Genomic DNA, 21,996 nt, shown 5'->3' with positions numbered 1-21,996 from the left:
TCAGCCTCTGACGCGCCTGACACCCACTGGTTTGAAAAGAGTATCCCTATGATTGACCGTCTGAGCTGGATCGCGATCGCCCCTGAACTGCTGCTGCTGGTCATGGTCTGCGTGATCGCCATTTACGACCTGTTCCTCAAGTCGCCGCAGCGCCACGCCACGCATTACCTGACGCTGCTCACGCTGGCCGGCGCTGCCTTCCTGACCGGTTCGGCAGCGCTCAGCGGCCAGACCTTCAGCGGTTTTGGCGGCTTGGTGGTGAGCGACCCGATGGGCAACTGGCTCAAGTGCTTTGCCGCCCTGACCATGATGGTGCTGCTGGTCTATGCCCGCCCCTACGCCGGTGCGCGCGGCATGCTGCGCGGCGGCGAGCTCTACACCTTGGGTCTGTTCGCGCTGCTGGGCATGTACGTGATGATCTCGGGCCACAACCTGCTCATCATCTACCTCGGGCTCGAGCTGTTGGCGCTGTCGAGCTTTGCGCTGGTGGCCCTGCGCCGCGACGACTTGCGCGCCACCGAGGCGGCGATGAAGTACTTCGTGCTGGGCGCGTTGGCCAGCGGCTTCCTGCTCTACGGCATGTCGCTGATCTACGGCGCCACCGGCACGCTCGACATCCGCACGCTGGCGCAGACCATCGATGCCGGGGTGGCGCAGCCGCAGGTGCTGATGCTGGGGCTGGTGTTCTTGGTCGCCGGGCTGGCGTTCAAGCTCGGGGCCGTGCCGTTCCATATGTGGGTGCCCGACGTCTATCACGGCGCCCCCACGGCGGTGACGCTGTTTATCGGCTCGGCGCCCAAGCTGGCCGCGTTTGCGATCGTCATGCGCCTGCTGGTCGAGGCCATGCCCACCTTGGCCTTCGACTGGCAGCAGATGCTGGCGGTGCTGGCGGTGCTGTCGCTGCTGGTGGGCAACCTGGCGGCGGTGGCGCAGACCAACCTCAAGCGCATGCTGGCTTTTTCGTCCATCGCGCAGGTGGGCTTTCTGCTGTTGGCCTTTGTCGCCGGGGTCGGCGCCGACGGCAGCACGGCCAACATGAGCACCGCCTACAGCGCCGCCATGTTCTACATCGTCACCTACGTGCTCACCACGCTGGCGGTGTTCGGCGTGATTTTGCTGCTCAGCCGCGAGGGTTTCGAGTCCGAAGAGATCGACGACCTCGCCGGCCTGAACCAGCGCAGCCCGCTTTATGCCGGCGTGATGGCAGCGGGCATGTTCTCGCTCGCTGGTGTGCCACCCTTGGTGGGCTTTTATGCCAAGCTCACGGTGCTGCAAGCGCTGCTGGCGGCAGGCGACGGCGTCTATCTGTGGCTGGCGGTGTTTGCGGTGCTGATGTCGCTGGTGGGCGCGTTCTACTACCTGCGCGTGGTCAAGGTGATGTATTTCGATGTGCCCACGCAAACCGCAGCCATCTCAGCGCCGTTCGAGCTGCGCGCGGTGCTCTCGGTCAATGGCTTGATGCTGCTGGTGCTTGGGCTATTCCCGGGTGCGCTGCTGGCCCTTTGCGCCCAAGCCATCGCTTCGCTGCTGGTTTGAGTTAAGCTGCAGCCCATGAATATCGACTTTTACGCCTATCTGGTGCTCGGCTTGGCGTTGGTGTTGGCCAATCTGCCTTTTGTCAACCAGCGCCTGTTGCTGGTGTTTCCACTCAAAGACGGCCTCAAGCCGCTGTGGATACGCATGGCCGAGCTGCTGCTGTTTTTCTTCATTGCCGGCGCCATTTCGCTCGGCATCGAGGCCAGTTTGGGCCAGATTTATCCGCAGAGCTGGCAGTTTTACGTCGTGGGCTTGTCGCTGTTTCTGGTTTTTGCCTTTCCCGGCTTTGTCATCCGCTACATGCTGCTCAAGCGCGGTTGAACGCAGCGCCTATCGCAGCGCATACCGCAGCGCATACCGCAGAGGCTGAAAGCGCATGAAAGTGCTCGATCTGGCCTGCAGCAGCGCCCATGTGTTTGAGGGTTGGTTTGCCTCCGAAGCCGATTTCCTCGTGCAGCGCGAGCGCGGCCTGATCGAGTGCCCGCTGTGCGGCTGCACCCAAATCGTCAAGCAACTCAGCGCGCCGCGGCTCAACCTCGGGCACGGGCGCAAGCCCTTCGAGCCAGACGCAACGGACCAAGCTCCGGCCAGCGGCACGGGGGTTGCTCCCACCACCACCCGCGCGCCCCAAGCGGGCGAGATTGCCGCAGCGCAGCCCAAGCAACAACAAGCGGCGCTGCTGCGGGTGCTGCGCGAGGTGCTGACGCAGACCGAAGACGTGGGGGCGCAGTTTGCCCAGCAAGCGCGTCAGATGCATGAAGGCGAACTGGAGCCGCGCGCCATACGCGGCCAAACCACGCCCGCCCAAGCCGCCGAACTGCTGCAAGACGGGGTGCCGATCGTGCCCATCCCCGACTGGGCGCTGCGCAAGCCGACTTTGCAGTAGCCCGTGCAGCTGGTGGCGGGCTTGGCTAGAGCGCAGCGCAGGGCGCAGCGCCGATCGGCGGTTCAGGGGTAGAGGCCGCGCAGATCGCGCGCCTGCAAAATGCGCCGGCAAGCGACGATGAAGGTCGCGGTGCGCAGGCTGACGCGGTGCTCGCTGGCCTCTTTCCAGATCGCATCGAAAGCGCCGCGCAGGATCTGCGCCAAGCGCTGGTTGATTTCGTCCTCGCTCCAGAAAAAGCTGGAGAAATCCTGCACCCACTCGAAGTAGCTCACCGTCACGCCGCCGGCGTTGGCGATCACGTCGGGCACCACCAGAATGCCGCGCTCGTTGAGGATGTCGTCGGCGTCTGGCGTGGTGGGGCCGTTGGCGCCTTCGATCACCATGCGCGCGCGAATGCGGTGCGCGTTGGCCGCGGTGATCTGGCGCTCCAGCGCAGCCGGCACCAGAATGTCGCAATCCACATCCCAAAAGCCGTCTGGGGCCAAGGTTTCGGCACCGGCAAAGCCGGCCACGCTCCCCTGTGCCGCCACGTGCTGCGCCAGCGCCACCGGATCGAGCCCGCCGCCGCAGTACAGCGTACCGCCGTGGTCTTGCACCGCCACGATGCGCGCCCCGGCTTGCGCCAGCAGCTTGGCCGAGACGCTGCCCACGTTGCCAAAACCTTGCAGCGCCACGCGCGCGCCTTGCAGCTCGAGCCCGATGCGCTGCGCCGCTTCGGTGCCGATGATCGCCACCCCACGCCCGGTGGCCTCGCGGCGCCCGAGCGAGCCCCCGAGGTCGATCGGCTTGCCGGTGACGACGCCGGTGGCGGTCTCGCCGATGTTCATCGAGTAGGTGTCCATCATCCAAGCCATGACGCGCTCGTTGGTGTTGACGTCGGGGGCTGGAATGTCTTTGCTCGGGCCGATGATGAGCCCGATCTCGCTCGTGTAGCGGCGCGTGACGCGCTCGAGCTCGGCCAGCGAGAGCGTTCTGGGATCGACCCGGATGCCGCCCTTGGCCCCGCCGTAGGGCACGTTGACGGCGGCGTTCTTGATCGACATCCAAGCCGCCAGCGCCATCACTTCGGCCAGCGTCACGTCTTGGTGAAAACGCACCCCGCCCTTGCCGGGGCCGCGCGAGGTGTTGTGCTGCACCCGGTAGCCCTCGAAGTGCGCGACGCGGCCGTCGTCGAGGCGGATAGGCACATCGACGATCAGGCTGCGCTTGGGCCGCTTGAGGGTTTCGATCCAGCGCCCGAGCGAACCCAAGTAGGGCGCCACCCGGTCGATCTGCTGCAAATAGTCGCCCCACGGGCCCAAATGCGCGGGGTCGAGGTAGGAGGGCAGGGCGTGGCCCCCCAGGGTGGTGGTGTTGGGCTGGTTCATGGGGTGCCTAAGTGGATAAAGTTGCTTGCGTGTTTGACTTGGCCTACAACACCTCGCTGGCAAAGTCGGCCAAGCGCGAGCGCTCGCCGCGCGCCAGCGTGATGTGGCCGCCGTGTGGCCAGCCCTTGAAGCGGTCCACGGCGTAGGTCAGGCCCGAAGAGCCTTCAGTCAGGTAGGGGGTGTCGATCTGCGCCAAGTTGCCCATGCAGATGATCTTGGTGCCGGGGCCGGCGCGGGTGATGAGCGTTTTCATCTGCTTGGGCGTGAGGTTTTGCGCCTCGTCGATGATCACGTACTTGTTCATGAAGGTGCGCCCGCGCATGAAGTTCATGCTCTTGATCTTGACCCGGCTGCGGATCAGGTCGTTGGTGGCGGCGCGCCCCCATTCGCCGGCGTTGCCGCCGTCGCCTTTGGCCAAAAACTCGAGGTTGTCGTCGAGCGCACCCATCCACGGGCCCATTTTTTCTTCTTCGGTGCCGGGCAAAAAGCCGATGTCCTCGCCCACGCTCACGGTGGCGCGGGTCATGATGATCTCGGTGTAGCGGCGCTCGTCGAGCACCTGCGTCAGGCCGGCAGCCAGCGCCATCAGCGTTTTGCCGGTGCCCGCCGTGCCGGCGAGGGTGACTAAGTCGATCTCGGGGTCCATCAGCAGGTTGAGGGCAAAGTTTTGCTCGCGGTTGCGGCTGGTGATGCCCCACACCGAATGCTTGAGGTGGGTGTAGTCTTTGAGCGTGCGCAGCACGGCTTGCTTGGCCCGCAGTTCGGTGACGCGCGCATACAGGGCGGGCTCGCCGGCCGATTCGAAATAGACGAACTGGTTGATCGCCAGCTTGTCAACGATCGGGCCGCTGATGCGGTAGAAGGTCTGGCCGCCGTGCTGCCAGCTCTCGAGGGTTTTGCTCTGGCGCGTCCAGAAATCGTGCGGCAGCGCCAGCGAGCCGGGGTAGAGCAGCTCGCCGTCGTCCAGCGTTTTGTCGTTTTGGTAGTCTTCGGCCTCGAGCCCCAGCGCGCGCGCCTTGACGCGCATGTTGATGTCTTTGGACACCAACACCACCGCGCGCTCGGGCTGCTGCTGCTTGAGCGCCTGCACCACGCCCAGAATCTGGTTGTCGGCCTTGCCCTGAGGCAGGCTGGCCGGCAGAGGGTGCGCCAGCAGCTCGGTCTGGAACAGCAACAAACCGCTGGCTTCGCGGTTGCTGCTGGGCGCCAGTGGCAGGCCTTGGCGGATGTCGGCCCCCTTTTGGCCCGCCAGCGCGTCAAGCATGCGGCTGGCTTGGCGCGCGTTGCGCGCCACATCGCTCATGCCTTTTTTGTGGCTGTCGAGCTCTTCGAGCACGACCATGGGCAGGTAGATGTCGTGTTCCTCGAAGCGAAACAGGCTGCTCGGGTCGTGCATGAGCACGTTGGTGTCGAGCACGAACAAGCGCGTGGGGCCCTTGGGGGCGCGGCTGCCGTTGCCGTTCTTGGCCGCCGTGCCGGGGCTGCGTTTGGTGTGGGTGGCGGGGGCGGCGGCGCTGACCGGGGCTGCAGCAGACGCTGGCACGGGCGCTGGCTTGGGCGCGGCCTGGTCACGCGGCATGGGTTCTTGGGTCGCTGGAGCGGACAAGAGGCTTGCCAGCGCAGGCCGCGCTTGGGTTGCGGTGTCGGCGCTGCGTGCCGGGGCGGCTGCGGGTGGCGGCACCGTGGCAGGCGGAGTCACACCCGAGCGCACACCCCTGCGCCGCGCGCCGGTGGCGGCTTTGTCTGCCACAGCCACAGGCGGCTGGTCTGGATCGGGTTCCAGAGCGGGGCTCAAGGGGGAGGGCGAAGCGGCTGCGAGGTTGACAGCTTTGGCGGGCAGACGGCCGGCCTTCTTGGTGGGGGCGGGGGGCAGAGGCATGCGAACATTATGCACGACTCGTGTGCCCAAGCACGGGCTGCAGGGGCTGGGCTGACTTTAAGCGGCTTTTTTGAGCAGCTTGACCGCCTTGAGCACTTCTTCCACATGGCCGGGCACCTTGAGGCCGCGCCACTCTTGCAGCAGCACGCCGGTGGGGCCGATGAGGAAGGTGCTGCGCTCGATGCCCTTGACCTTTTTGCCGTACATGATCTTGTTTTTGACCACGCCGAACATGTGGCACATTTTTTCTTCGGTGTCGGCGATGAGTTCGAACGGCAGCTCGAGCTTGGCCTTGAACTCGTCGTGCGACTTCATGTTGTCGCGCGAGACGCCAAACACCTGCGCCCCGGCTTGGGTGAAGTCGGCATAATGGTCGCGAAACTGCATGGCTTCGGTGGTGCAGCCGGGGGTGTTGTCTTTGGGGTAGAAAAACAGCACCAGCGTTTGCCCCATATGCGACTGCTGCGTGACCTTGACCCCGCCCGTGGCGCTGGCTTCGAATTCGGGTATAGGTTTGTTGACGACGACGGCCATGTAGCGTATCCCTTGCGCAAAAATGTGCTGATCTGGCACCTGCCCTGAAGGCCAACCCGCGCTACGCCATCACCAGACGGCCTCGCGCTGCACCCAAATCAATTCTCGATTTTACCGCGAAATCAGCCTCTCAACCACGTCTGGGCAAAGGCGTCGGCGGTCAGCGGGCGCCCAAAATGGTAGCCTTGGGCTTGGTTGCAACCCAAGGCGGCCAGTGCTTGCGCCTGCGCCGCCTGCTCGACCCCTTCGGCCAAGGTCTCGAGACCGAGGCTGTGGCCCATGGCGATGATGGTCTTGACGATGGCGTGATCGCTCGGGTCGGTCAGCATGTCGCGCACGAAAGACATATCGATCTTCAGTTTGTGGGCATCGAAGCGCTTGAGGTAGGCCAGCGAAGAATAGCCGGTGCCGAAGTCGTCGATGGCCAGCGCGAAACCGGCTGCCGTCAGGGCCCGGGTGACCTCGATGGCGCGCTGCGGGTCGCGCATCATGCCGCTTTCGGTCAGCTCGAGCTCGACCGCTGCGGGGCTCAGGCCGGCGTCGTGAGCGATGGCGATCATGCGCTCGACGAAACGGTCGTCATCAAACTGGCGTGCCGCGACGTTGACCGCGATCCGACCAGCGAGCGGACGCCCGTCGGCATGCCAGAGCCGGGTTTGGCGGCACGCCTGGCCCAGTACCCACTCACCCAACGTGTCGATCAGTCCGCGTTCTTCGGCCACCGGGATGAACAGCGACGGTGCCACCGGACCCCACTGGGGATCGTTCCAGCGCACCAGCGCCTCGGCGCCGATGAGGCTGGAGCAAGACAACTGCGCCTGGGGCTGGTAACACAGGTGCAGGCCGTTGGATTTGAGGGCTTGCTCGAGGCGCCGGGCGATTTCGAGGCGCCGGGTCAGGTCGGCCCCCATTTCAGGGCGGTAAAAGCGCAAGCCGATGCCTTCGACTTTGGCGCGGTACATGGCGATGTCGGCGTGTTGCAGCAGTTGCTCGGGGGTGCGGCCATCGTCTGGATAAACGGCTACACCGATGCTGGCGCTGAGCATGAAGGCGCTGCCATCTACCTGCACCGGTTCATTCAAGGCGGCTGTAATGCGCTCGGCGATGCGGTCTGCCCCCTGTTGGGTGTAGCTGGCAATGACGGCGAATTCGTCGCCGCCTAGGCTGGCTAGGGTTTCCTCCTGCCGCAAGGCCGTACGCAGACGGCGGGCGGTTTCCACCAGCACGCGGTCGCCCGCGTTGTGTCCGAGGCTGTCGTTGATTTCCTTGAAGCGGTCCAGATCGAGGTACAGCAGCGCCAGTTGCCGGTGGTTGCGCTCGGCCGCGGCCAGCTCCTGTTTGAGCCGATCGGTGAACAGCGCGCGGTTGGCTAGGCCAGTGAGCGGGTCGTAGAAGGCCAAGTATTCGATCTGTTCGGCGTCGGCCTTGCGCTCGGTGATGTCTTGCACGGTGCCGATGGCGCGCAAGACCGTGCCATCGGTGGCGCGCTCGAACTCGGCGTTTTCTTCCACCCAGCGGATGCTGCCGTTGACGACGATGCGGTGACAGACCCGGTAGGTGGCACCGTGGAGTGCGGCCTGCCAGGTGGCATCAAGCATCTCGTGGTCGTCCGGGTGCACGCATCGCAGGAAGGTAGGGTAGTCGAGTGCCGTGCCCGGAGCGATTCCAAACATGCGATAGACCTCGGGCGTCCAGTGCAGCGAGCCATCGGTGCAATCGAGGCGCCAACTGCCAATGCGCGCCACGCGCTGGGCGCGCAACAAATCGGCTTCGCTGTCGCGCAGGGCTTGTTGCAGGCGTGCCTGCTCGGTGATGTCCTCGACGATCAGCAACAGTCGCGCTTCTTCTTCTTCTTCTTCCGCAAGCCGGATGCCAGTGATCGTCACCCGCACCGGCAGCGGCGCCGAACCGCCGGCAGCAGCCATGGTCAGCACCAGGTCACGGATCGGGTGCTGGCTCTGGCGCACTTGGGCCAGGCGCTCAGCCAAGCCATCGGCGTGCACCCATTCGAGCAGGGGCTGGCCGTGCAAGTCGGCCTGGTCGAAGCCGAAGCGGCGCAGGAAAGCCCGGTTGGCGGACAACACGCGGCCATCGGCCGTCAGCACCACGAGGCCATTGGGCAGGGCGGCAAACACCAGTTCCGAATATTGCTTCAGGACCGCCATCGCCTGCCGGTCGGTTTGCAGGTAGGCATCTACGGCCAAGCTGATGTCGAGCAGCACCACCTTGAGCAGGGACTGGAGCGTGGCCAGCTGCTGCTCGGGCTCGTCTTCGAGGTGCTGTGCGACCTGCGGCAACAGACCCGACAGGTACTGGGCATAGGCCCCTAGGTACCAAGGCGATTCGAGCCCGATGCGCTGGTGTGCGATGCCGACGCGCAGGCGCTCGCGCGCGTAATCCAAGCCGTACTCGCCAGCGGTCAGGGTTTGGAAGTAACGGGTCTGGGTGCGCTTGAGTCGTTCTAGGGTGGCCTGCTCCGGAAGCAGGCGGCGGGTGGGTTCGAAGCGCAGCAGGTGGCTGTAAAAATGCTCGACGAACGCTGTGTCGGTGTCGGCCAGCAGGGCGTGCAAGCGCCGCAGCCGGGCTGCGTCGTCGTCACCGAACGCCAGAAAGGCGGTGCGCTGCTCCAGTGCGGCGCCGTCGAGGCCGAGCAGCGCCATCATCGCCTCAGCGGCGTCGGCCAAGGGGCGCATTTTCCCGGCCTTCATCGCCACCCACTCCGGTGCAATGAAGTTGCTTGCTTGCTTGCTTGCTTGCTTGCTTGCTTGCTTGCTTGCTTGCTTGCTTGCTTGCTTGCTTGCGTAATTTTCTCTCCCGGTGGTGATAACGCCAGCTTCAGAACCAGAATCGATCATGGACTCATGCGGTTGCATGGTGGTGGGGCACCAAAAGTCTCGCAGTGTACACGGTAGAGTTCGCGTTCTAGGCTGCGCCAGTCGCTACCTACGACACGAAATCGTACCCGAACCGGAAATTCTGCCAAATAGCGCAGCAACTCAGGGTTGCCGGTGTTGCCGCGCTGATGGTTCCACAGGCGCTTGCGCAGATTGCCCGAGGAGCCGATGTAGAGCACCGTGGAGGGCAGCGTGAGGGCCGGGCCGCCGCTGAGCGAGGTCTCGCTGCTGGCCCGGATTTCATAGACGCCGGGCTGGGCCGGTATGAGCGCGCTCAGCGCCTGGCGCGACAGCAGCAAGAGGGGCGAAAACCCCTCGGTTACCGCCAAGTAGCTTTTGCGCAGCTTGCGCTCACGCCAATCGGGGATGGCGAGCTGCTGCCGGATCGTGGCTACCGTGCGCCGGCCGAGGCGGATGCCGTGGTGCGCGGCCAAGTGCTCGGCGAGGGCCTGATCCGGCAGCGGGGCGCGGATCTGCCCGTTGAGCAACCACTGCTTTTCCTGCTTGAGCAGATGGTCGATCCAATGCCCGTGGACTTGGCGCGAGCGCGCCAGCAGGGTACTCAGGGGCAGCAACACGCCGCCGGCGTTGCGCAGGCTCAGGTGTTTGAGCAGCCGCGAAAGCCTCCCGGCATCGGCGCGCAGGCTCAGGTTGGCGCGCCGGTTCAGTCGCTGCGCCAGTTCGGCTTGGGTCATGGGGATCAGGTCGAGTGGATCGCGGGTGTAGAGAAAGCGGCTCTGGAGCGCCACCAGTTCGTGTACCAAGGCGTGCGTCAGCCGGTTGCGGCTGTTGATCAGCTTCATCCGGTGGATGGCGCTCGAGAGCGCGCCGGCCGGAGCCCGAGAGCGCAGGTGCGCCTCTAGGGCCGAGGAGTCGAAGCGGTATTCGCGCACGAAGCTGGCGCGCTGGTAGAGCAGCGCCGGCGTGGGCGAGTCGAGGCAGACTTCGCCCAGCGCCAAGACCGAGCCCGGCCTGGGTTGCTCAGTCAGGCGGGCACCGGGCAAGATGCCGCACTCGAGGGTCGAGCACAGATCGGCGTAAGCGGGCGACGCCTCCATTGTCGCCACTTGGCGCTCCAGTGTCGCCAAGGGTTGCTCCAAAAAGCGCGCAAAAACGATTTTGCCCAAGGTGGCGGCGTCGAGCCGCTGGGGTGTGCTGGTCAAGACATGCGTGCTTCAGGCTCAATCAGCAGCGCCGCCGCCACCCGGCGCCCTTCGCCGGCCAGAATGTTGTAAGTGCGCGCGGCGGCTAGGGTGTCCATGGTCTCGACGCCGATGCCGGCGTCGATCAAGGGGCGCAGCAGCGCTGGGGCGACGAAGCGCAGCCGCGCACCGCTGCCCAGCAGCAGCAGCTCGGGCTGCCAAGCGGCCAGCAGGGCAAAGTGCGGCAGCGCGATGTCGGCGTGGCGAGTGCAGTCCCAAGGCTGGATGCGGCCGTCGGCGCACAGCAACAGGCTGTGGCGGTAGGTGGTGTCGCCGATCTGCAACCAGCCTGGCCCGTGGGCGCGCACGGTGGTGCTCTCGATGCGGTCGGGTTGCAGTTTCATGGCGGCGGGTTTGGGCTAGGGCGGTTAAAGTGTGGTGAAATTATAGGTTTCGCTCATCCTGCTCGCCCAAGCCCACCTGCCATGCCCACACCGCCGCTGCTCAAATCAGCCAAACTGGCCAACGTCTGCTACGACATCCGCGGCCCCGTGCTCGACAAAGCGCGCGCCATGGAGGAGGAAGGCCACAAGATCATCAAGCTCAACATCGGCAACATCGCCGCCTTTGGCTTGCAGCCGCCCGACGAGATCGTGCAAGACATGATCCGCAACCTGCCCACGCCCACGGCAGCCGGCTACACCGACAGCAAGGGCCTGTTTGCGCCGCGCAAGGCGGTGGTGCACTACACCCAAGAAAAAGGCGTGGCCGGGGTCACGGTCGATGACGTGTACCTGGGCAACGGCGCCAGCGAACTGATCAGCATGAGCCTCAACGCCCTGCTCAACAGCGGCGACGAGGTGCTGATCCCGGCCCCCGACTACCCGCTCTACACCGCCAGCGTGGCGCTGGCCGGGGGCACGCCGGTGCACTACTTGTGCGACGAAGGCAGCGGCTGGCTGCCGGACCTTGACGACATTCGGCGCAAGATCACGCCGCAGACCAAGGGCATCGTCGTCATCAACCCCAACAACCCCACCGGTGCGCTCTACCCCGACGACCTGCTGCGCGAAATCGTGGAGATCGCGCGCCAGCACGGCTTGGTGATTTTTGCCGACGAGATTTACGACAAAACCCTGTACGACGGCGCCACCCACACCAGCGTGGCGGCGCTGGCCGACGAGGTGCTGGTGCTGACCTTCAACGGCCTGAGCAAAAACTACCGCTCCTGTGGCTACCGCGCCGGCTGGATGGTGGTCTCGGGCGACAAACGGCGCGCGCGCGACTACATCGAGGGCCTGAACATGCTGGCCTCGATGCGCCTGTGCGCCAACACGCCGGGCCAGATGGCGATCCAGACCGCGCTCGGCGGCTACCAGAGCATCAAAGACCTGGTTGCCCCGGGCGGGCGCCTGTGTCGCCAGCGCGATCTGGCCTATGAGCTCATGAGCCAGATTCCGGGCGTGAGCGTGGTCAAGCCCAAGGCGGCGCTGTACATGTTCCCGCGCCTCGACCCCAAGGTGTACCCGATCGCCGACGACCAGCAGTTTGCCTACGACCTGCTGGCCGAAGAAAAAGTGCTGATCGTGCAGGGAACGGGCTTTAACTGGCCGCAACCGGATCACTTCCGCTTGGTTTTCTTGCCGCACGCCGACGACCTGAGCGAAGCCATCGGGCGCATTGCGCGCTTTTTGGCGCAGTTGCGCAAGCGCCACGGCACCTGAAAACGCCAGCGCTGCGGCATTCCCATCCCCTTTTTTTGCAGAAAGCACCCTTGGCGATGAAACCCATACAAGTAGGCCTGCTCGGCATCGGCACCGTGGGCAGTGGCGTGTACGACGTGTTGCGCCGCAACCAAACCGAAATCCAGCGCCGTGCCGGGCGCGGCATCGCCATCGCGGCCGTGGCCGACCTCGACCTCGAGCGCGCGCGCGCCATCGTCGGCGACGCGGTGCCGGTGCTGGCCGATGCGCGCGCGGTGATCGCGCGGCCCGAGATCGACATCGTGGTCGAGCTCATCGGTGGCATCGGGGTGGCGCGCACGCTGGTGCTCGAGGCCATCGCCGCCGGCAAGCACGTGGTCACGGCCAACAAGGCGCTGCTGGCGGTACACGGCACCGAGATCTTCCAAGCGGCGCAGCAGCGCGGCGTGATGGTGGCCTTCGAGGCCGCGGTGGCCGGCGGCATCCCGATCATCAAGGCGCTGCGCGAGGGCCTGACGGCCAACCGCATCCAGTGGGTGGCGGGCATCATCAACGGCACCACCAACTTCATCTTGAGCGAAATGCGCGACAAGGGGCTGGACTTCGGCACCGCGCTGGCGCAGGCGCAGCAGCTGGGCTACGCCGAGGCCGACCCGCGCAACGACATCGAAGGCATCGACGCGGCCCACAAGGCCACCATCCTGAGCGCGATCGCCTTTGGCATCCCGGTGCAGTTCGAGCGCGCCCACGTCGAGGGCATCACCCGGCTGGCAGCGACCGATTTCAAATACGCCGAGCAGCTGGGCTACCGCATCAAGCTGCTGGGCATCGCCAAGCGCCAGGCCAGCGGCATCGAGCTGCGAGTGCACCCGTGCCTGGTGCCGGCCAAGCGCCTGCTGGCCAACGTGGAAGGGGCGATGAATGCCGTCATGGTGCAGGGCGACGCCGTGGGCACCACGCTCTACTACGGCAAGGGCGCGGGCAGCGAGCCCACCGCCAGCGCCGTGATCGCTGATCTGGTGGATGTGACCCGGCTGCACACCGCCGACCCGCAAAACCGGGTGCCGCACTTGGCGTTCCAGCCCGACGCGCTGAGCGAGCTGCCGATTGTGCCCATGAGCGCGGTGCAGACCAGCTACTACCTGCGCCTGTGCGTGGCCGATCAGGCCGGGGTGCTGGCGCAAGTCACCGGTATATTGGCCGCAGCCCAGATCAGCATCGACGCCGTGTTGCAGCGCGAGGCCGAGCAGGGCGCGGCGCAGACCGAGCTCATCATCCTCACGCACCAGACCCGCGAGGGCGCGATGGACGCCGCGCTGGCGCAGATGCAGGCCCTGCCCACCGTGCTGGCCCCCATCGTGCGCATCCGCAAAGAGGAGCTGGCCTGATGCGCTACCTCTCCACCCGCGGCCACCCGGAGCGGCCGCGCTTTTGCGACATCCTGCTCGAAGGGCTGGCCCCCGACGGCGGCCTGTACCTGCCCGAGCACTACCCGCAGGTCGATGCCGCCACGCTGGCGCGCTGGCGCAGCGTCTGGGCCGAGCAGGGTTATGCGGCGCTGGCCTTCGAGGTGTTGTCGCTCTACATCGACGACATCCCGAGCGCCGACCTTCGCGCCCTGTGCGCCCAAACCTACACCGCCGCAGCCTTTGGTAGCGCCGCCATCACGCCGCTGCGCCGGCTCGACGAGGGCCTGTGGGTGCAGGAGTTGTCCAACGGCCCCACGCTGGCCTTCAAAGACATGGCGATGCAGCTGCTGGGCAACCTGTTCGAGTACGAACTGGCGCGCCGGGGAGCGCGGCTCAACATTTTGGGCGCCACCAGCGGCGACACCGGTAGCGCCGCCGAATACGCGCTGCGCGGCAAGCGCGGGGTGCGCGTGTTTATGCTCTCGCCGCACGGGCGCATGAGCGCCTTCCAGCAGGCGCAGATGTACAGCCTGCAAGACCCGAACATCCACAACCTGGCGATCGAGGGCGTGTTCGACGACTGCCAAGACATCGTCAAGGCGGTCAGCGCCGACCTCGAATTCAAGCGCCGCTACCAGATCGGCAGCGTCAACTCGATCAACTGGGCGCGCCTGCTGGCGCAGGTGGTGTATTACTTTGCCGGCTATTTTGCCCTCACCCGCTCCGACAGCGAACGCATAGGCTTTGCCGTGCCCAGCGGCAACTTTGGCAACGTCTGCGCCGGCCACGTGGCGCGCATGATGGGCCTGCCGCTCGCGCAACTGGTGGTGGCGACCAACGAAAACGATGTGCTCGACGAGTTTTTTCGCACCGGCCGCTACCGCGTGCGCCCCAGCGCCCAGACCTTCGAGACCTCGAGCCCCTCGATGGACATCTCCAAGGCCAGCAACTTCGAGCGCTTCGTGTTCGATCTGCTCGGGCGCGACGCGCAGCGCACCCAGGCCCTGTTTGGCGCCGAACTGGCGCGCAGCGGCGCCTTCGACCTGAGCGCCGACCCGGCTTTTGCCCAGATCCGCAGCCGCTACGGCTTCGTGAGCGGGTGCAGCAGCCACGCCGAGCGCCTCGCCACCATCCGCGCCGCCTGGCAACACAGCGGCCAGATGCTGGACCCGCACACCGCCGACGCCGTGAAAGTGGCGCGCCAGCACCAGCAGCCCGGTACGCCGATGGTGGTGCTGGAAACCGCGCTGCCGGTGAAGTTTGCCGCCACCTTGGTGGAAGCGCTGGGGCGCGAGCCCGAGCGGCCCGCGGCGCTCGAAGGCATCGAAAAGCTGCCCAAGCGGGTGCGGCTGCTCCCGGCCGATGTGCAGCGCGTAAAAGCCTACATTGCCGAGCAATGCGCCGCCTGAGCACACCCCAGACACGCACCCTAGACCCGCACCCTAGACCCGCGCCCCAGACCCGCACCCACCCGCATGAACCACCCCGCTGCTGACCCAACCCCAGCTCGCCCCGGCCTGCTGGCGCTCGACGACGCGCTGGCGGCCCTGCTGGCGACGGCGCAGCCGCTGCGCGAGATCGAGCCCGTGCCGCTCGACGAAGCCGACGGCCGCGTGCTGGCGCAGGCGCTGCAAGCCGCCTTTGACGTGCCCGGTTTTGACAACAGCGCCATGGACGGCTACGCGGTGCGCGCCGCCGAAGCCGCTGCGTCTCACGCGGCCGGGGCTGCCCTGCCGGTGAGCCAGCGCATCGCCGCCGGGCCTGTGGGTGCCTCGGGTGCCCAAGGCGCTGCGGCAGGGTCGGCGCCCGCCTTGCAGCCCGGCACGGTGGCGCGCATTTTCACTGGCGCCCCCATTCCCGCCGGGGCCGACGCGGTGTTGGTGCAAGAAGAGGCCGAGGCCAGCACCGATGCCAGCGGCCAGCCGCAGGTGCGCTTGCACAAGCCGGCGCAGCTCGGGCAGCACATCCGCCGCCGGGGCGAAGACCTGGGCCGCGGCCAGACCGTGCTGCCCGCCGGCACCCTGCTGGGCCCGGCCGAACTCGGGCTGGCCGCCAGCCTTGGGGCGGCGCAGCTGCCGCTGCACTGGCGCCTGCGCGTGGCGCTGCTGAGCAGCGGCGACGAACTGGCCGAACCCGGCAGCGTGCCCCCGGAGCAGCTGCCGCTGGGTGCGATCTACAACAGCAACCGCTATTTTTTGCGTGCCCTGTTGCAGCGCCTGGGTTGCAGCGTGAGCGTGTGCCCGCCGGTGCCGGATCGGCTCGACGCCACCGTGGCGGCGCTGCGCGCAGCGGCAGCAAACCACGACCTGGTGCTGAGCACCGGCGGTGTGTCGGTGGGTGAAGCCGACCACCTCAAAGCCGCCGTGCAGGCGCTGGGCGGCCTGCACCTGTGGCAGATCGCCATCAAGCCTGGCAAACCTTTTGCCCACGGCTGGCTGGAGCGCGATGGGGAGGGTGCAGGCGCAAATTCAGGCGCAGGCCAGCGCTGCCACTACATCGGCCTACCCGGCAACCCGGTGGCCAGTTACGTCACGTTCATGCTGCTGGTGCAGCCCTTCGTGCGCCGCTTGCAGGGGGTGCAAGGCCCAGCGGCCAACGGTCTGCCCGAGCCGATCGAGTTGCCTGCGCATTTTGATTGGCCCAAGCCAGAGCGGCGGCGCGAGTTTTTGCGCGTGCGCCGCAACGCCCACGGCGGGCTCGAGCTCTATCCCAACCAAGGTTCAGGCGTGCTCAGCTCCATCGCCTGGGCTGACGGCTTGGTGGACAAAGCGCCCAACCAGACCATCGCTCACGGCGACCGGGTCGCGTATAGGCCGTTTGCCGCATAGCGAGCGTTCGCCACCAGATGCTCGGGAGCGGGCGCTGGTTCCATTGGGCGTGGCGTGCCTCCCGCTACGCATCCCTTTGGCGGGTTGTGGCTTGACACTCCAGCCTTGACATTTCAGCCGTCAGCCCGACTATAATGGCGAAAAAAAGAACGGTCGTTCGATTTTTCGGCGTGCGTACAATGTTGGCGTTTACGTAAACGTCAAGCGCTTGTGGGCGCGCAGTTTCACACTCAATCACACAGGAGCAAGGCATGAAAATTCTGGTCCCGGTCAAGCGCGTGGTGGACTACAACGTCAAGGTGCGCGTCAAGGCCGACGGCAGCGGCGTCGATATCGCCAACGTCAAGATGAGCATGAACCCTTTCGATGAGATCGCCATCGAGGAAGCGGTGCGCCTGAAAGAAAAAGGCGTGGCCACCGAGGTGGTGGCGGTTTCCTGCGGTGTGGCGCAGTGCACCGAAACGCTGCGCACAGCCATGGCGATCGGGGCCGATCGGGCCATTTTGGTGCAGACCGATGACGAGCTGCAACCGCTGGCGGTGGCCAAGCTGCTGGCGGCGTTGGTGGCACGCGAGCAGCCGGGCTTGGTGATCTTGGGCAAGCAGGCGATCGACGACGACGCCAACCAGACCGGCCAGATGCTGGCGGCGCTGGCCAAGTTGCCCCAAGCCACTTTTGCCTCCAAGCTTGAAGTGGTGGATGGCCGGGCGCGCGTGACGCGCGAGGTCGATGGCGGGCTCGAGACCCTGAGCCTGAGCCTGCCGGCGCTGGTGAGCACCGATCTGCGCCTGAACGAGCCGCGCTACGTGACGCTGCCCAACATCATGAAGGCCAAGAAAAAGCCGCTCGAAACCCTGTCGCCGGCCGATCTGGGTGTCGATACCGCGCCGCGCCTCAAAACCCTGAAGGTGGCCGAGCCGGCGGCGCGCAAGGCCGGCATCAAGGTCGGCAGTGTGGCCGAATTGGTGGACAAGCTGCGCAACGAAGCCAAAGTGATCTAAACAGGAGACCGACCCCATGACCGCACTCGTCATTGCCGAACACGACCACGCCACGCTCAAGGGCGCCACGCGCAACGCCGTCAGCGCCGCTGCCGCCTGCTGCCCCGAAGTACACGTATTGGTCGCCGGCCACCACGCCGCCGCCGCCGCCCAAGCGGCCGCCCAGATTGCCGGTGTGGCCAAGGTGCTGCACGCCGACGGCCCTGCGCTGGCGCACGGCTTGGCCGAAAATGTGGCGGCCCAAGTGCTGGCGCTGGCCGCTGGCTACAGCCACATCGTGTTTGCCGCCACAGCCAGCGGCAAAAACGTGGCCCCGCGCGTGGCCGCTTTGCTCGATGTGGCGCAGGTGAGCGAAATCACCAAGGTGCTGGCCCCCGACACCTTCGAGCGCCCGATCTACGCCGGCAACGCCGTGGCCACGGTGCAAAGCACCGACGCCGTGAAAGTGCTCACGGTGCGCGGCACCGGCTTTGACGCCGCCCCCGCCACCGGTGGCAGCGCCGCGATCGAGGCGGTGGCGGCCGTGGCCGACAGCGGGTTGAGTGCCTTTGTGGGCAGCGAACTGGCGCAAAACGACCGCCCCGAACTGTCGGCGGCCAAGGTGATCGTCAGCGGTGGCCGGGCGCTGGGCAGCGCCGAGCAGTTCAATGCCCTGCTCACGCCGCTGGCCGACAAGCTCGGCGCCGCCATCGGCGCCAGCCGCGCCGCCGTCGATGCCGGTTACGCGCCCAACGATTTGCAGGTCGGTCAAACGGGCAAGATCGTGGCGCCGCAGCTCTACATCGCGGTCGGCATTTCGGGCGCGATCCAGCATTTGGCGGGCATGAAAGACTCGAAGGTGATCGTGGCCATCAACAAAGACCCGGAAGCCCCGATCTTTGCCGTGGCCGACTACGCGCTCGAGGCCGATTTGTTCCAGGCGCTGCCGGAGCTGGTCAAGGCGCTGTAAGCGCCCACACCCAAGGGCATCGGTTTCGATGCCTTTTTTGCATCTGCCTTCAAAGTGGCGCCAACGGCGCGCAACCCTCGTTCAACGGAGACTAAAAAATGAGCTATGTGGCCCCCGTCAAAGACCTGATGTTCAATCTGCAGCACCTCGCCGGGCTCGAGCAGGTGGCGCGCCTGCCCGGTTTTGAAGACGCTGGGCTGGAGACGGCGCAGGCGGTGCTGGAAGAATGCGCGCGCCTGAACCAAGAGGTGATCGCGCCCCTGAACTGGGAGGGCGACAAGTACCCGTCCTCGTACCACGATGGCAAGGTCAGCACCACGCCGGGCTTCAAGCAGGCCTTTCATCAGTTTGCCGAGGGTGGCTGGCAGGGTTTGCAGCACCCGGTGCAGTTTGGCGGCCAGGGCTTGCCCAAAAGCATTGGGGCGGCGTGTGTGGAGATGTTCAATTCCGCCAACCTGAGCTTTGCCCTGTGCCCGCTGCTCACCGACGGCGCCATCGAGGCCCTGCTGACGGCAGGCACCGAGGAGCAAAAGCAGCTTTTTTTGCCGCCCATGATTGCCGGCGAATGGACCGGCACCATGTGCCTGACCGAGCCGCAGGCGGGTTCGGACTTGGCGCTGGTGCGCAGCCGCGCCGAGCCGCAGGCCGATGGCGGCTACAAGGTCTTTGGCACCAAGATTTTTATCACCTACGGCGAGCACGACTACACGCCGAACATCGTGCACCTGGTGCTGGCGCGCATCCCCGGCGCGCCCGAGGGCGTCAAGGGCATCAGCCTGTTCATCGTGCCCAAATTTGTGCTCGACGCCGAGGGCCAGCCCGGGGCGCGCAATGACGTGCGCTGCGTCAGCATCGAACACAAGCTGGGCATCAAGGCCAGCCCGACGGCGGTGCTGCAATTTGGCGACCACGGCGGCGCCGAGGGCTACTTGGTGGGCCAGGCCAACCGCGGGCTCGAGTACATGTTCATCATGATGAACGCGGCCCGTTTTGCCGTGGGGCTTCAAGGCATTGCGGTGGCCGAACGCGCTTACCAAAAGGCGGTGGCGTTTGCGCGCGAGCGCCTGCAAAGCCGCCCGGTGGATGGCAGTTCGGCCCAAGCCGCGCCCATCATCGTGCACCCCGATGTGAAGCGCATGCTGCTCACCATGCGCGCCTACACCGAGGGCTGCCGCGCCATGGCCAGCGTGGCCGCGGCTGCCTACGACGGCGCGCACCACCACCCCGATGACGCTGCGCGCGCGCAGAACGCGAGCTTTTATGAGTTTTTGGTGCCGCTGGTCAAGGGCTACAGCACCGAGATGAGCATCGAAGTGGCCTCGCTGGGCGTGCAGGTGCACGGCGGCATGGGTTTCGTCGAAGAAACCGGCGCTGCCCAGTACTACCGCGACGCGCGCATCCTCACCATCTACGAGGGCACGACGGCGATCCAAGCCAACGACTTCGTGGGCCGCAAGACGCTGCGCGATGGCGGCCGCACGGCGCGCGCCGTGGCGGCGCAGATCGAGGCCACCGAGGCCGAGCTGCAAGCCAGCGGCAGCGCCCACGCGCTGGCGCTGCGAGAGCAGCTGCAAGCGGCGCGGCTGGCGTTTCTAGACGCGGTGGCCTTTGTGCTCGAACACGCTAAGGCCAACCCGAATGCGGTTTTTGCCGGCAGCGTGCCCTATCTGCTGCTGGGCGGCAACCTGGTGGCCGGCTGGCAGCTGGCGCGTGCGCTGCTGGTGGCCGAGCGCGAGCTGGCTGCGGGGCGCGAGGCCGAGTTCATGCGCACCAAGATCCTGACCGCGCGCTTTTACGCCGACCACCTGCTCAGCCGCGCCGGCAGCCAGCGCGACAGCATCGTCGCCGGCCACGCCGCCGTGACCGAGATCAGCCCCGACGCGTTTTGATTGACGACCGACCAGATACGATTGACGAGCCTCATCCCATGTCCATTCCCGCTTCCCATCCCGCCCCCACGCCCCGATCACCGTTGCCGGGTGCCTTGCAGCGTGTGCCGTTCCCGGTCATCGGTGCGCCGCTGTTCATCATCAGCAACCCCAAGCTGGTGATCGCGCAGTGCTGCGCCGGCATCGTCGGCTCCATGCCGGCGCTCAACGCGCGCCCGGCCTCGCAGCTCGACGAATGGCTGGCCGAAATCACCGAGGCGCTGGCGGCGCACGACCGCGCGCACCCCGAGCAACCGGCGGCCCCCTTTGCCATCAACCAGATCGTGCACAAGAGCAACGACCGGCTCGAGGCCGATCTGGCGCTGTGCGCCAAGTACCGAGTGCCGATCGTCATCACCAGCCTAGGCGCGCGCGCCGACCTCAACCAAGCCGTGCACAGCTGGGGCGGGGTGGTGCTGCACGACATCATCAACAACGCTTTTGCGCACAAGGCGATCGAAAAGGGTGCCGACGGGCTGGTGGCGGTGGCCGCCGGGGCCGGTGGGCACGCGGGCGTGAAAAGCCCGTTTGCGCTGGTGCAAGAAATCCGCCAGTGGTTCGACGGCCCGCTGGCGCTCTCGGGCTCCATCGCCAGCGGCAGCGCGGTGCTGGCGGCGCAAGCCATGGGGGCCGATTTTGCCTACATCGGCTCGGCCTTTATCGCCACCGACGAAGCGCGCGCCAGCGCCGAATACAAGCAGTGCGTGGTTGACAGCAACTCGGACGACATCGTTTACAGCAACCTGTTCACCGGCGTGCACGGCAACTACCTCAAGGCCTCGATCGTGGCCGCGGGGCTCGACCCGGAGCACCTGCCCGAGAGCGACCCGAGCGCGATGAACTTCGGCGGTGCCGCCGCCAAGGCATGGAAAGACATCTGGGGCTGCGGCCAAGGCATTGGCGCGATCGACCGCGTGCTGCCTGCGGCCGAGCGGGTGGCGCAGCTCAAGCGCGAGTATGCGGTGGCGCGCCAGCGCTTGCTGGGCTGAGCTTTGTTTTGATCAGCGGGGCGCTATCCCGCCAGCGCGGCGCGCCAACGTTCGACGGTGAGCGAGTGGGCGCGGCCAAAGCCAGCCACAAAGCGCGCCGACACCGGCTCGATTAAAAACAGTGCAAAGTCTGGAAACTCGAACAGCTCGCGCGCCTCGGGCAGCCGCTCGAGGTAGGCGGCGCGGGCGGCGGCGTAGCGCGGCGCATCGGGCGGGCAGGGCAGGGCAGGGCGCGGCCCTTGAGGCTCAGGCGCGGCCGGGCCAGTGGGTTGTGGGCGTCCGGCGTTTCGCCGCCGCTTGGCAGAGTTGCATCGGCCACGAACAGCAGCGCCACGGCGGGTTGCTCGAGCATGTCTTTGGTGTGGGTGGCCAGCCGGCTTACGTGCAGCACCGCGCTGCCGCACTCGGGCAGCAGCGCAACGGGCACCATCGACACCGCGGGCTCGCCCCGGTGCAAGGTGGCCAGCGCGGCTAGGCGCTGCGTTTGCAGCAGGGTGCGCAGCAGGTGGAGATCGGCGTCGGTGAGGCTCACGGCTCCAGTGTAGTTCAGTTTTTTCGCGGCGCAAATTTGAAGCGCTCCTGCTGCTAGGCTGTTGCGGCGCATGGCCTTGCGAGCCTGACTGGCGCGCAAACTGCACCGCTACAATGGTTCGATCGCCGCTTTGCCCGGCGCAGTGGGCGCGCCCAAACCAACCATGCACACCATCCAGATCCGGTTTTTTGCCGCCCTGCGCGAAGCGCTGGGCACCACAGAGCTGCCGTTGTGCACCGCCGCGGCCACGGTGGCTGATTTGCGCGACGAGCTGATCGCGCGCGGTGGTGCCCACGCCGAGGCGCTGGCGCGCGGGCGCGCGGTGCGCGCGGCGCTCAACCAGGCGATGGTGCCGGAATCGGCCGCGCTCAAAGACGGCGACGAAGTGGCTTTTTTCCCACCTGTGACGGGGGGCTGAG

The 21,996-nt window shown here is 66.4% G+C and carries 19 protein-coding genes; 12 read left to right on the top strand and 7 right to left on the bottom strand.

Going from position 1 to position 21,996, the window contains the following annotated elements; genetic code table 11:
• Nucleotides 1-48: 48 nt before the first annotated feature.
• Genes nuoN through ACVMK0_RS06450 form a run of 3 tightly spaced genes read left to right on the top strand, consistent with a single transcriptional unit; the run spans nucleotide 49 to nucleotide 2,422 of the window.
• Nucleotides 49-1,536: an NADH-quinone oxidoreductase subunit NuoN gene (gene nuoN / locus ACVMK0_RS06460; protein WP_476463308.1), complete on the top strand. Its 1,488-nt coding sequence runs from the start codon at nucleotides 49-51 to the stop codon at nucleotides 1,534-1,536.
• Nucleotides 1,537-1,551: 15 nt separating this feature from the next.
• Nucleotides 1,552-1,857 carry a DUF2818 family protein gene (locus ACVMK0_RS06455; protein ID WP_045535823.1) on the top strand — a complete coding sequence of 102 codons (306 nt, stop codon included), beginning with the start codon at nucleotides 1,552-1,554 and terminating at the stop codon, nucleotides 1,855-1,857.
• Between the two features lie 55 nt (nucleotides 1,858-1,912).
• A complete protein-coding gene (locus ACVMK0_RS06450; protein ID WP_476463307.1) occupies nucleotides 1,913-2,422 on the top strand; it encodes a DUF1178 family protein in 510 nt (169 codons plus the stop codon).
• A gap of 62 nt (nucleotides 2,423-2,484) precedes the next feature.
• On the opposite strand, the gene ACVMK0_RS06445 is transcribed toward ACVMK0_RS06450, so the two are convergent.
• The 6 genes from ACVMK0_RS06445 to ACVMK0_RS06420 form a co-directional block, all read right to left on the bottom strand.
• A complete protein-coding gene (locus ACVMK0_RS06445) occupies nucleotides 2,485-3,789 on the bottom strand; it encodes a Glu/Leu/Phe/Val family dehydrogenase (RefSeq protein WP_045535821.1) in 1,305 nt (434 codons plus the stop codon).
• A 43-nt stretch (nucleotides 3,790-3,832) separates the two neighbouring features.
• Complete coding sequence (locus ACVMK0_RS06440; RefSeq protein WP_476463306.1) at nucleotides 3,833-5,668, bottom strand: PhoH family protein; 1,836 nt, start codon at nucleotides 5,666-5,668, stop codon at nucleotides 3,833-3,835.
• A gap of 57 nt (nucleotides 5,669-5,725) precedes the next feature.
• Nucleotides 5,726-6,202 (bottom strand): peroxiredoxin, encoded by a 477-nt coding sequence (locus ACVMK0_RS06435; protein WP_034110445.1) that lies wholly within the window; start codon nucleotides 6,200-6,202, stop codon nucleotides 5,726-5,728.
• A 122-nt stretch (nucleotides 6,203-6,324) separates the two neighbouring features.
• Nucleotides 6,325-8,910: an EAL domain-containing protein gene (locus ACVMK0_RS06430; protein WP_476463305.1), complete on the bottom strand. Its 2,586-nt coding sequence runs from the start codon at nucleotides 8,908-8,910 to the stop codon at nucleotides 6,325-6,327.
• Between the two features lie 143 nt (nucleotides 8,911-9,053).
• Nucleotides 9,054-10,259, bottom strand: coding sequence for an RNA polymerase factor sigma-54 (locus ACVMK0_RS06425; protein WP_476463304.1), 1,206 nt, complete (start codon nucleotides 10,257-10,259; stop codon nucleotides 9,054-9,056).
• On the bottom strand, nucleotides 10,256-10,642 hold the full coding sequence (locus ACVMK0_RS06420; RefSeq protein ID WP_476463303.1) for an Mth938-like domain-containing protein: 387 nt from the start codon (nucleotides 10,640-10,642) through the stop codon (nucleotides 10,256-10,258). The genes ACVMK0_RS06425 and ACVMK0_RS06420 overlap by 4 nt, the downstream gene beginning before the upstream one ends.
• Before the next feature lie 81 nt (nucleotides 10,643-10,723).
• Here ACVMK0_RS06420 and ACVMK0_RS06415 point away from each other — a divergent pair, with 81 nt between their 5' ends.
• The 8 genes from ACVMK0_RS06415 (at nucleotide 10,724) to ACVMK0_RS06380 (ending at nucleotide 21,045) form a co-directional block, all read left to right on the top strand.
• Complete coding sequence (locus tag ACVMK0_RS06415; protein ID WP_034110441.1) at nucleotides 10,724-11,962, top strand: pyridoxal phosphate-dependent aminotransferase; 1,239 nt, start codon at nucleotides 10,724-10,726, stop codon at nucleotides 11,960-11,962.
• A 56-nt stretch (nucleotides 11,963-12,018) separates the two neighbouring features.
• Nucleotides 12,019-13,329: a homoserine dehydrogenase gene (locus tag ACVMK0_RS06410; protein WP_476463302.1), complete on the top strand. Its 1,311-nt coding sequence runs from the start codon at nucleotides 12,019-12,021 to the stop codon at nucleotides 13,327-13,329.
• Nucleotides 13,329-14,759 carry a threonine synthase gene (thrC, locus tag ACVMK0_RS06405; protein ID WP_476463301.1) on the top strand — a complete coding sequence of 477 codons (1,431 nt, stop codon included), beginning with the start codon at nucleotides 13,329-13,331 and terminating at the stop codon, nucleotides 14,757-14,759. Before ACVMK0_RS06410 ends, thrC begins: the two co-directional genes overlap by 1 nt.
• A 66-nt stretch (nucleotides 14,760-14,825) precedes the next feature.
• Nucleotides 14,826-16,178 (top strand): molybdopterin molybdotransferase MoeA, encoded by a 1,353-nt coding sequence (locus ACVMK0_RS06400; RefSeq protein ID WP_476463300.1) that lies wholly within the window; start codon nucleotides 14,826-14,828, stop codon nucleotides 16,176-16,178.
• A gap of 251 nt (nucleotides 16,179-16,429) precedes the next feature.
• Complete coding sequence (locus ACVMK0_RS06395; protein WP_045535815.1) at nucleotides 16,430-17,179, top strand: electron transfer flavoprotein subunit beta/FixA family protein; 750 nt, start codon at nucleotides 16,430-16,432, stop codon at nucleotides 17,177-17,179.
• Between the two features lie 16 nt (nucleotides 17,180-17,195).
• A complete protein-coding gene (locus tag ACVMK0_RS06390) occupies nucleotides 17,196-18,128 on the top strand; it encodes an electron transfer flavoprotein subunit alpha/FixB family protein (protein WP_045535814.1) in 933 nt (310 codons plus the stop codon).
• Between the two features lie 98 nt (nucleotides 18,129-18,226).
• On the top strand, nucleotides 18,227-20,017 hold the full coding sequence (locus ACVMK0_RS06385; RefSeq protein WP_476463299.1) for an acyl-CoA dehydrogenase: 1,791 nt from the start codon (nucleotides 18,227-18,229) through the stop codon (nucleotides 20,015-20,017).
• 38 nt (nucleotides 20,018-20,055) lie between these two features.
• Complete coding sequence (locus ACVMK0_RS06380; RefSeq protein WP_250960252.1) at nucleotides 20,056-21,045, top strand: NAD(P)H-dependent flavin oxidoreductase; 990 nt, start codon at nucleotides 20,056-20,058, stop codon at nucleotides 21,043-21,045.
• A 112-nt stretch (nucleotides 21,046-21,157) separates the two neighbouring features.
• Here the strand turns inward: ACVMK0_RS06380 and ACVMK0_RS06375 are convergent, their stop codons facing one another.
• Nucleotides 21,158-21,577, bottom strand: a complete 420-nt coding sequence (locus ACVMK0_RS06375; protein WP_476463298.1) for a pyridoxamine 5'-phosphate oxidase family protein — start codon at nucleotides 21,575-21,577, stop codon at nucleotides 21,158-21,160.
• A 163-nt stretch (nucleotides 21,578-21,740) separates the two neighbouring features.
• Here ACVMK0_RS06375 and moaD point away from each other — a divergent pair, with 163 nt between their 5' ends.
• Nucleotides 21,741-21,995, top strand: coding sequence for a molybdopterin converting factor subunit 1 (gene moaD, locus ACVMK0_RS06370; protein WP_045535811.1), 255 nt, complete (start codon nucleotides 21,741-21,743; stop codon nucleotides 21,993-21,995).
• Nucleotide 21,996: the final 1 nt, after the last annotated feature.

This window comes from Serpentinimonas sp. SSL01, assembly GCF_056323735.1.
This window is presented reverse-complemented; position numbering and strand designations above follow the sequence as displayed.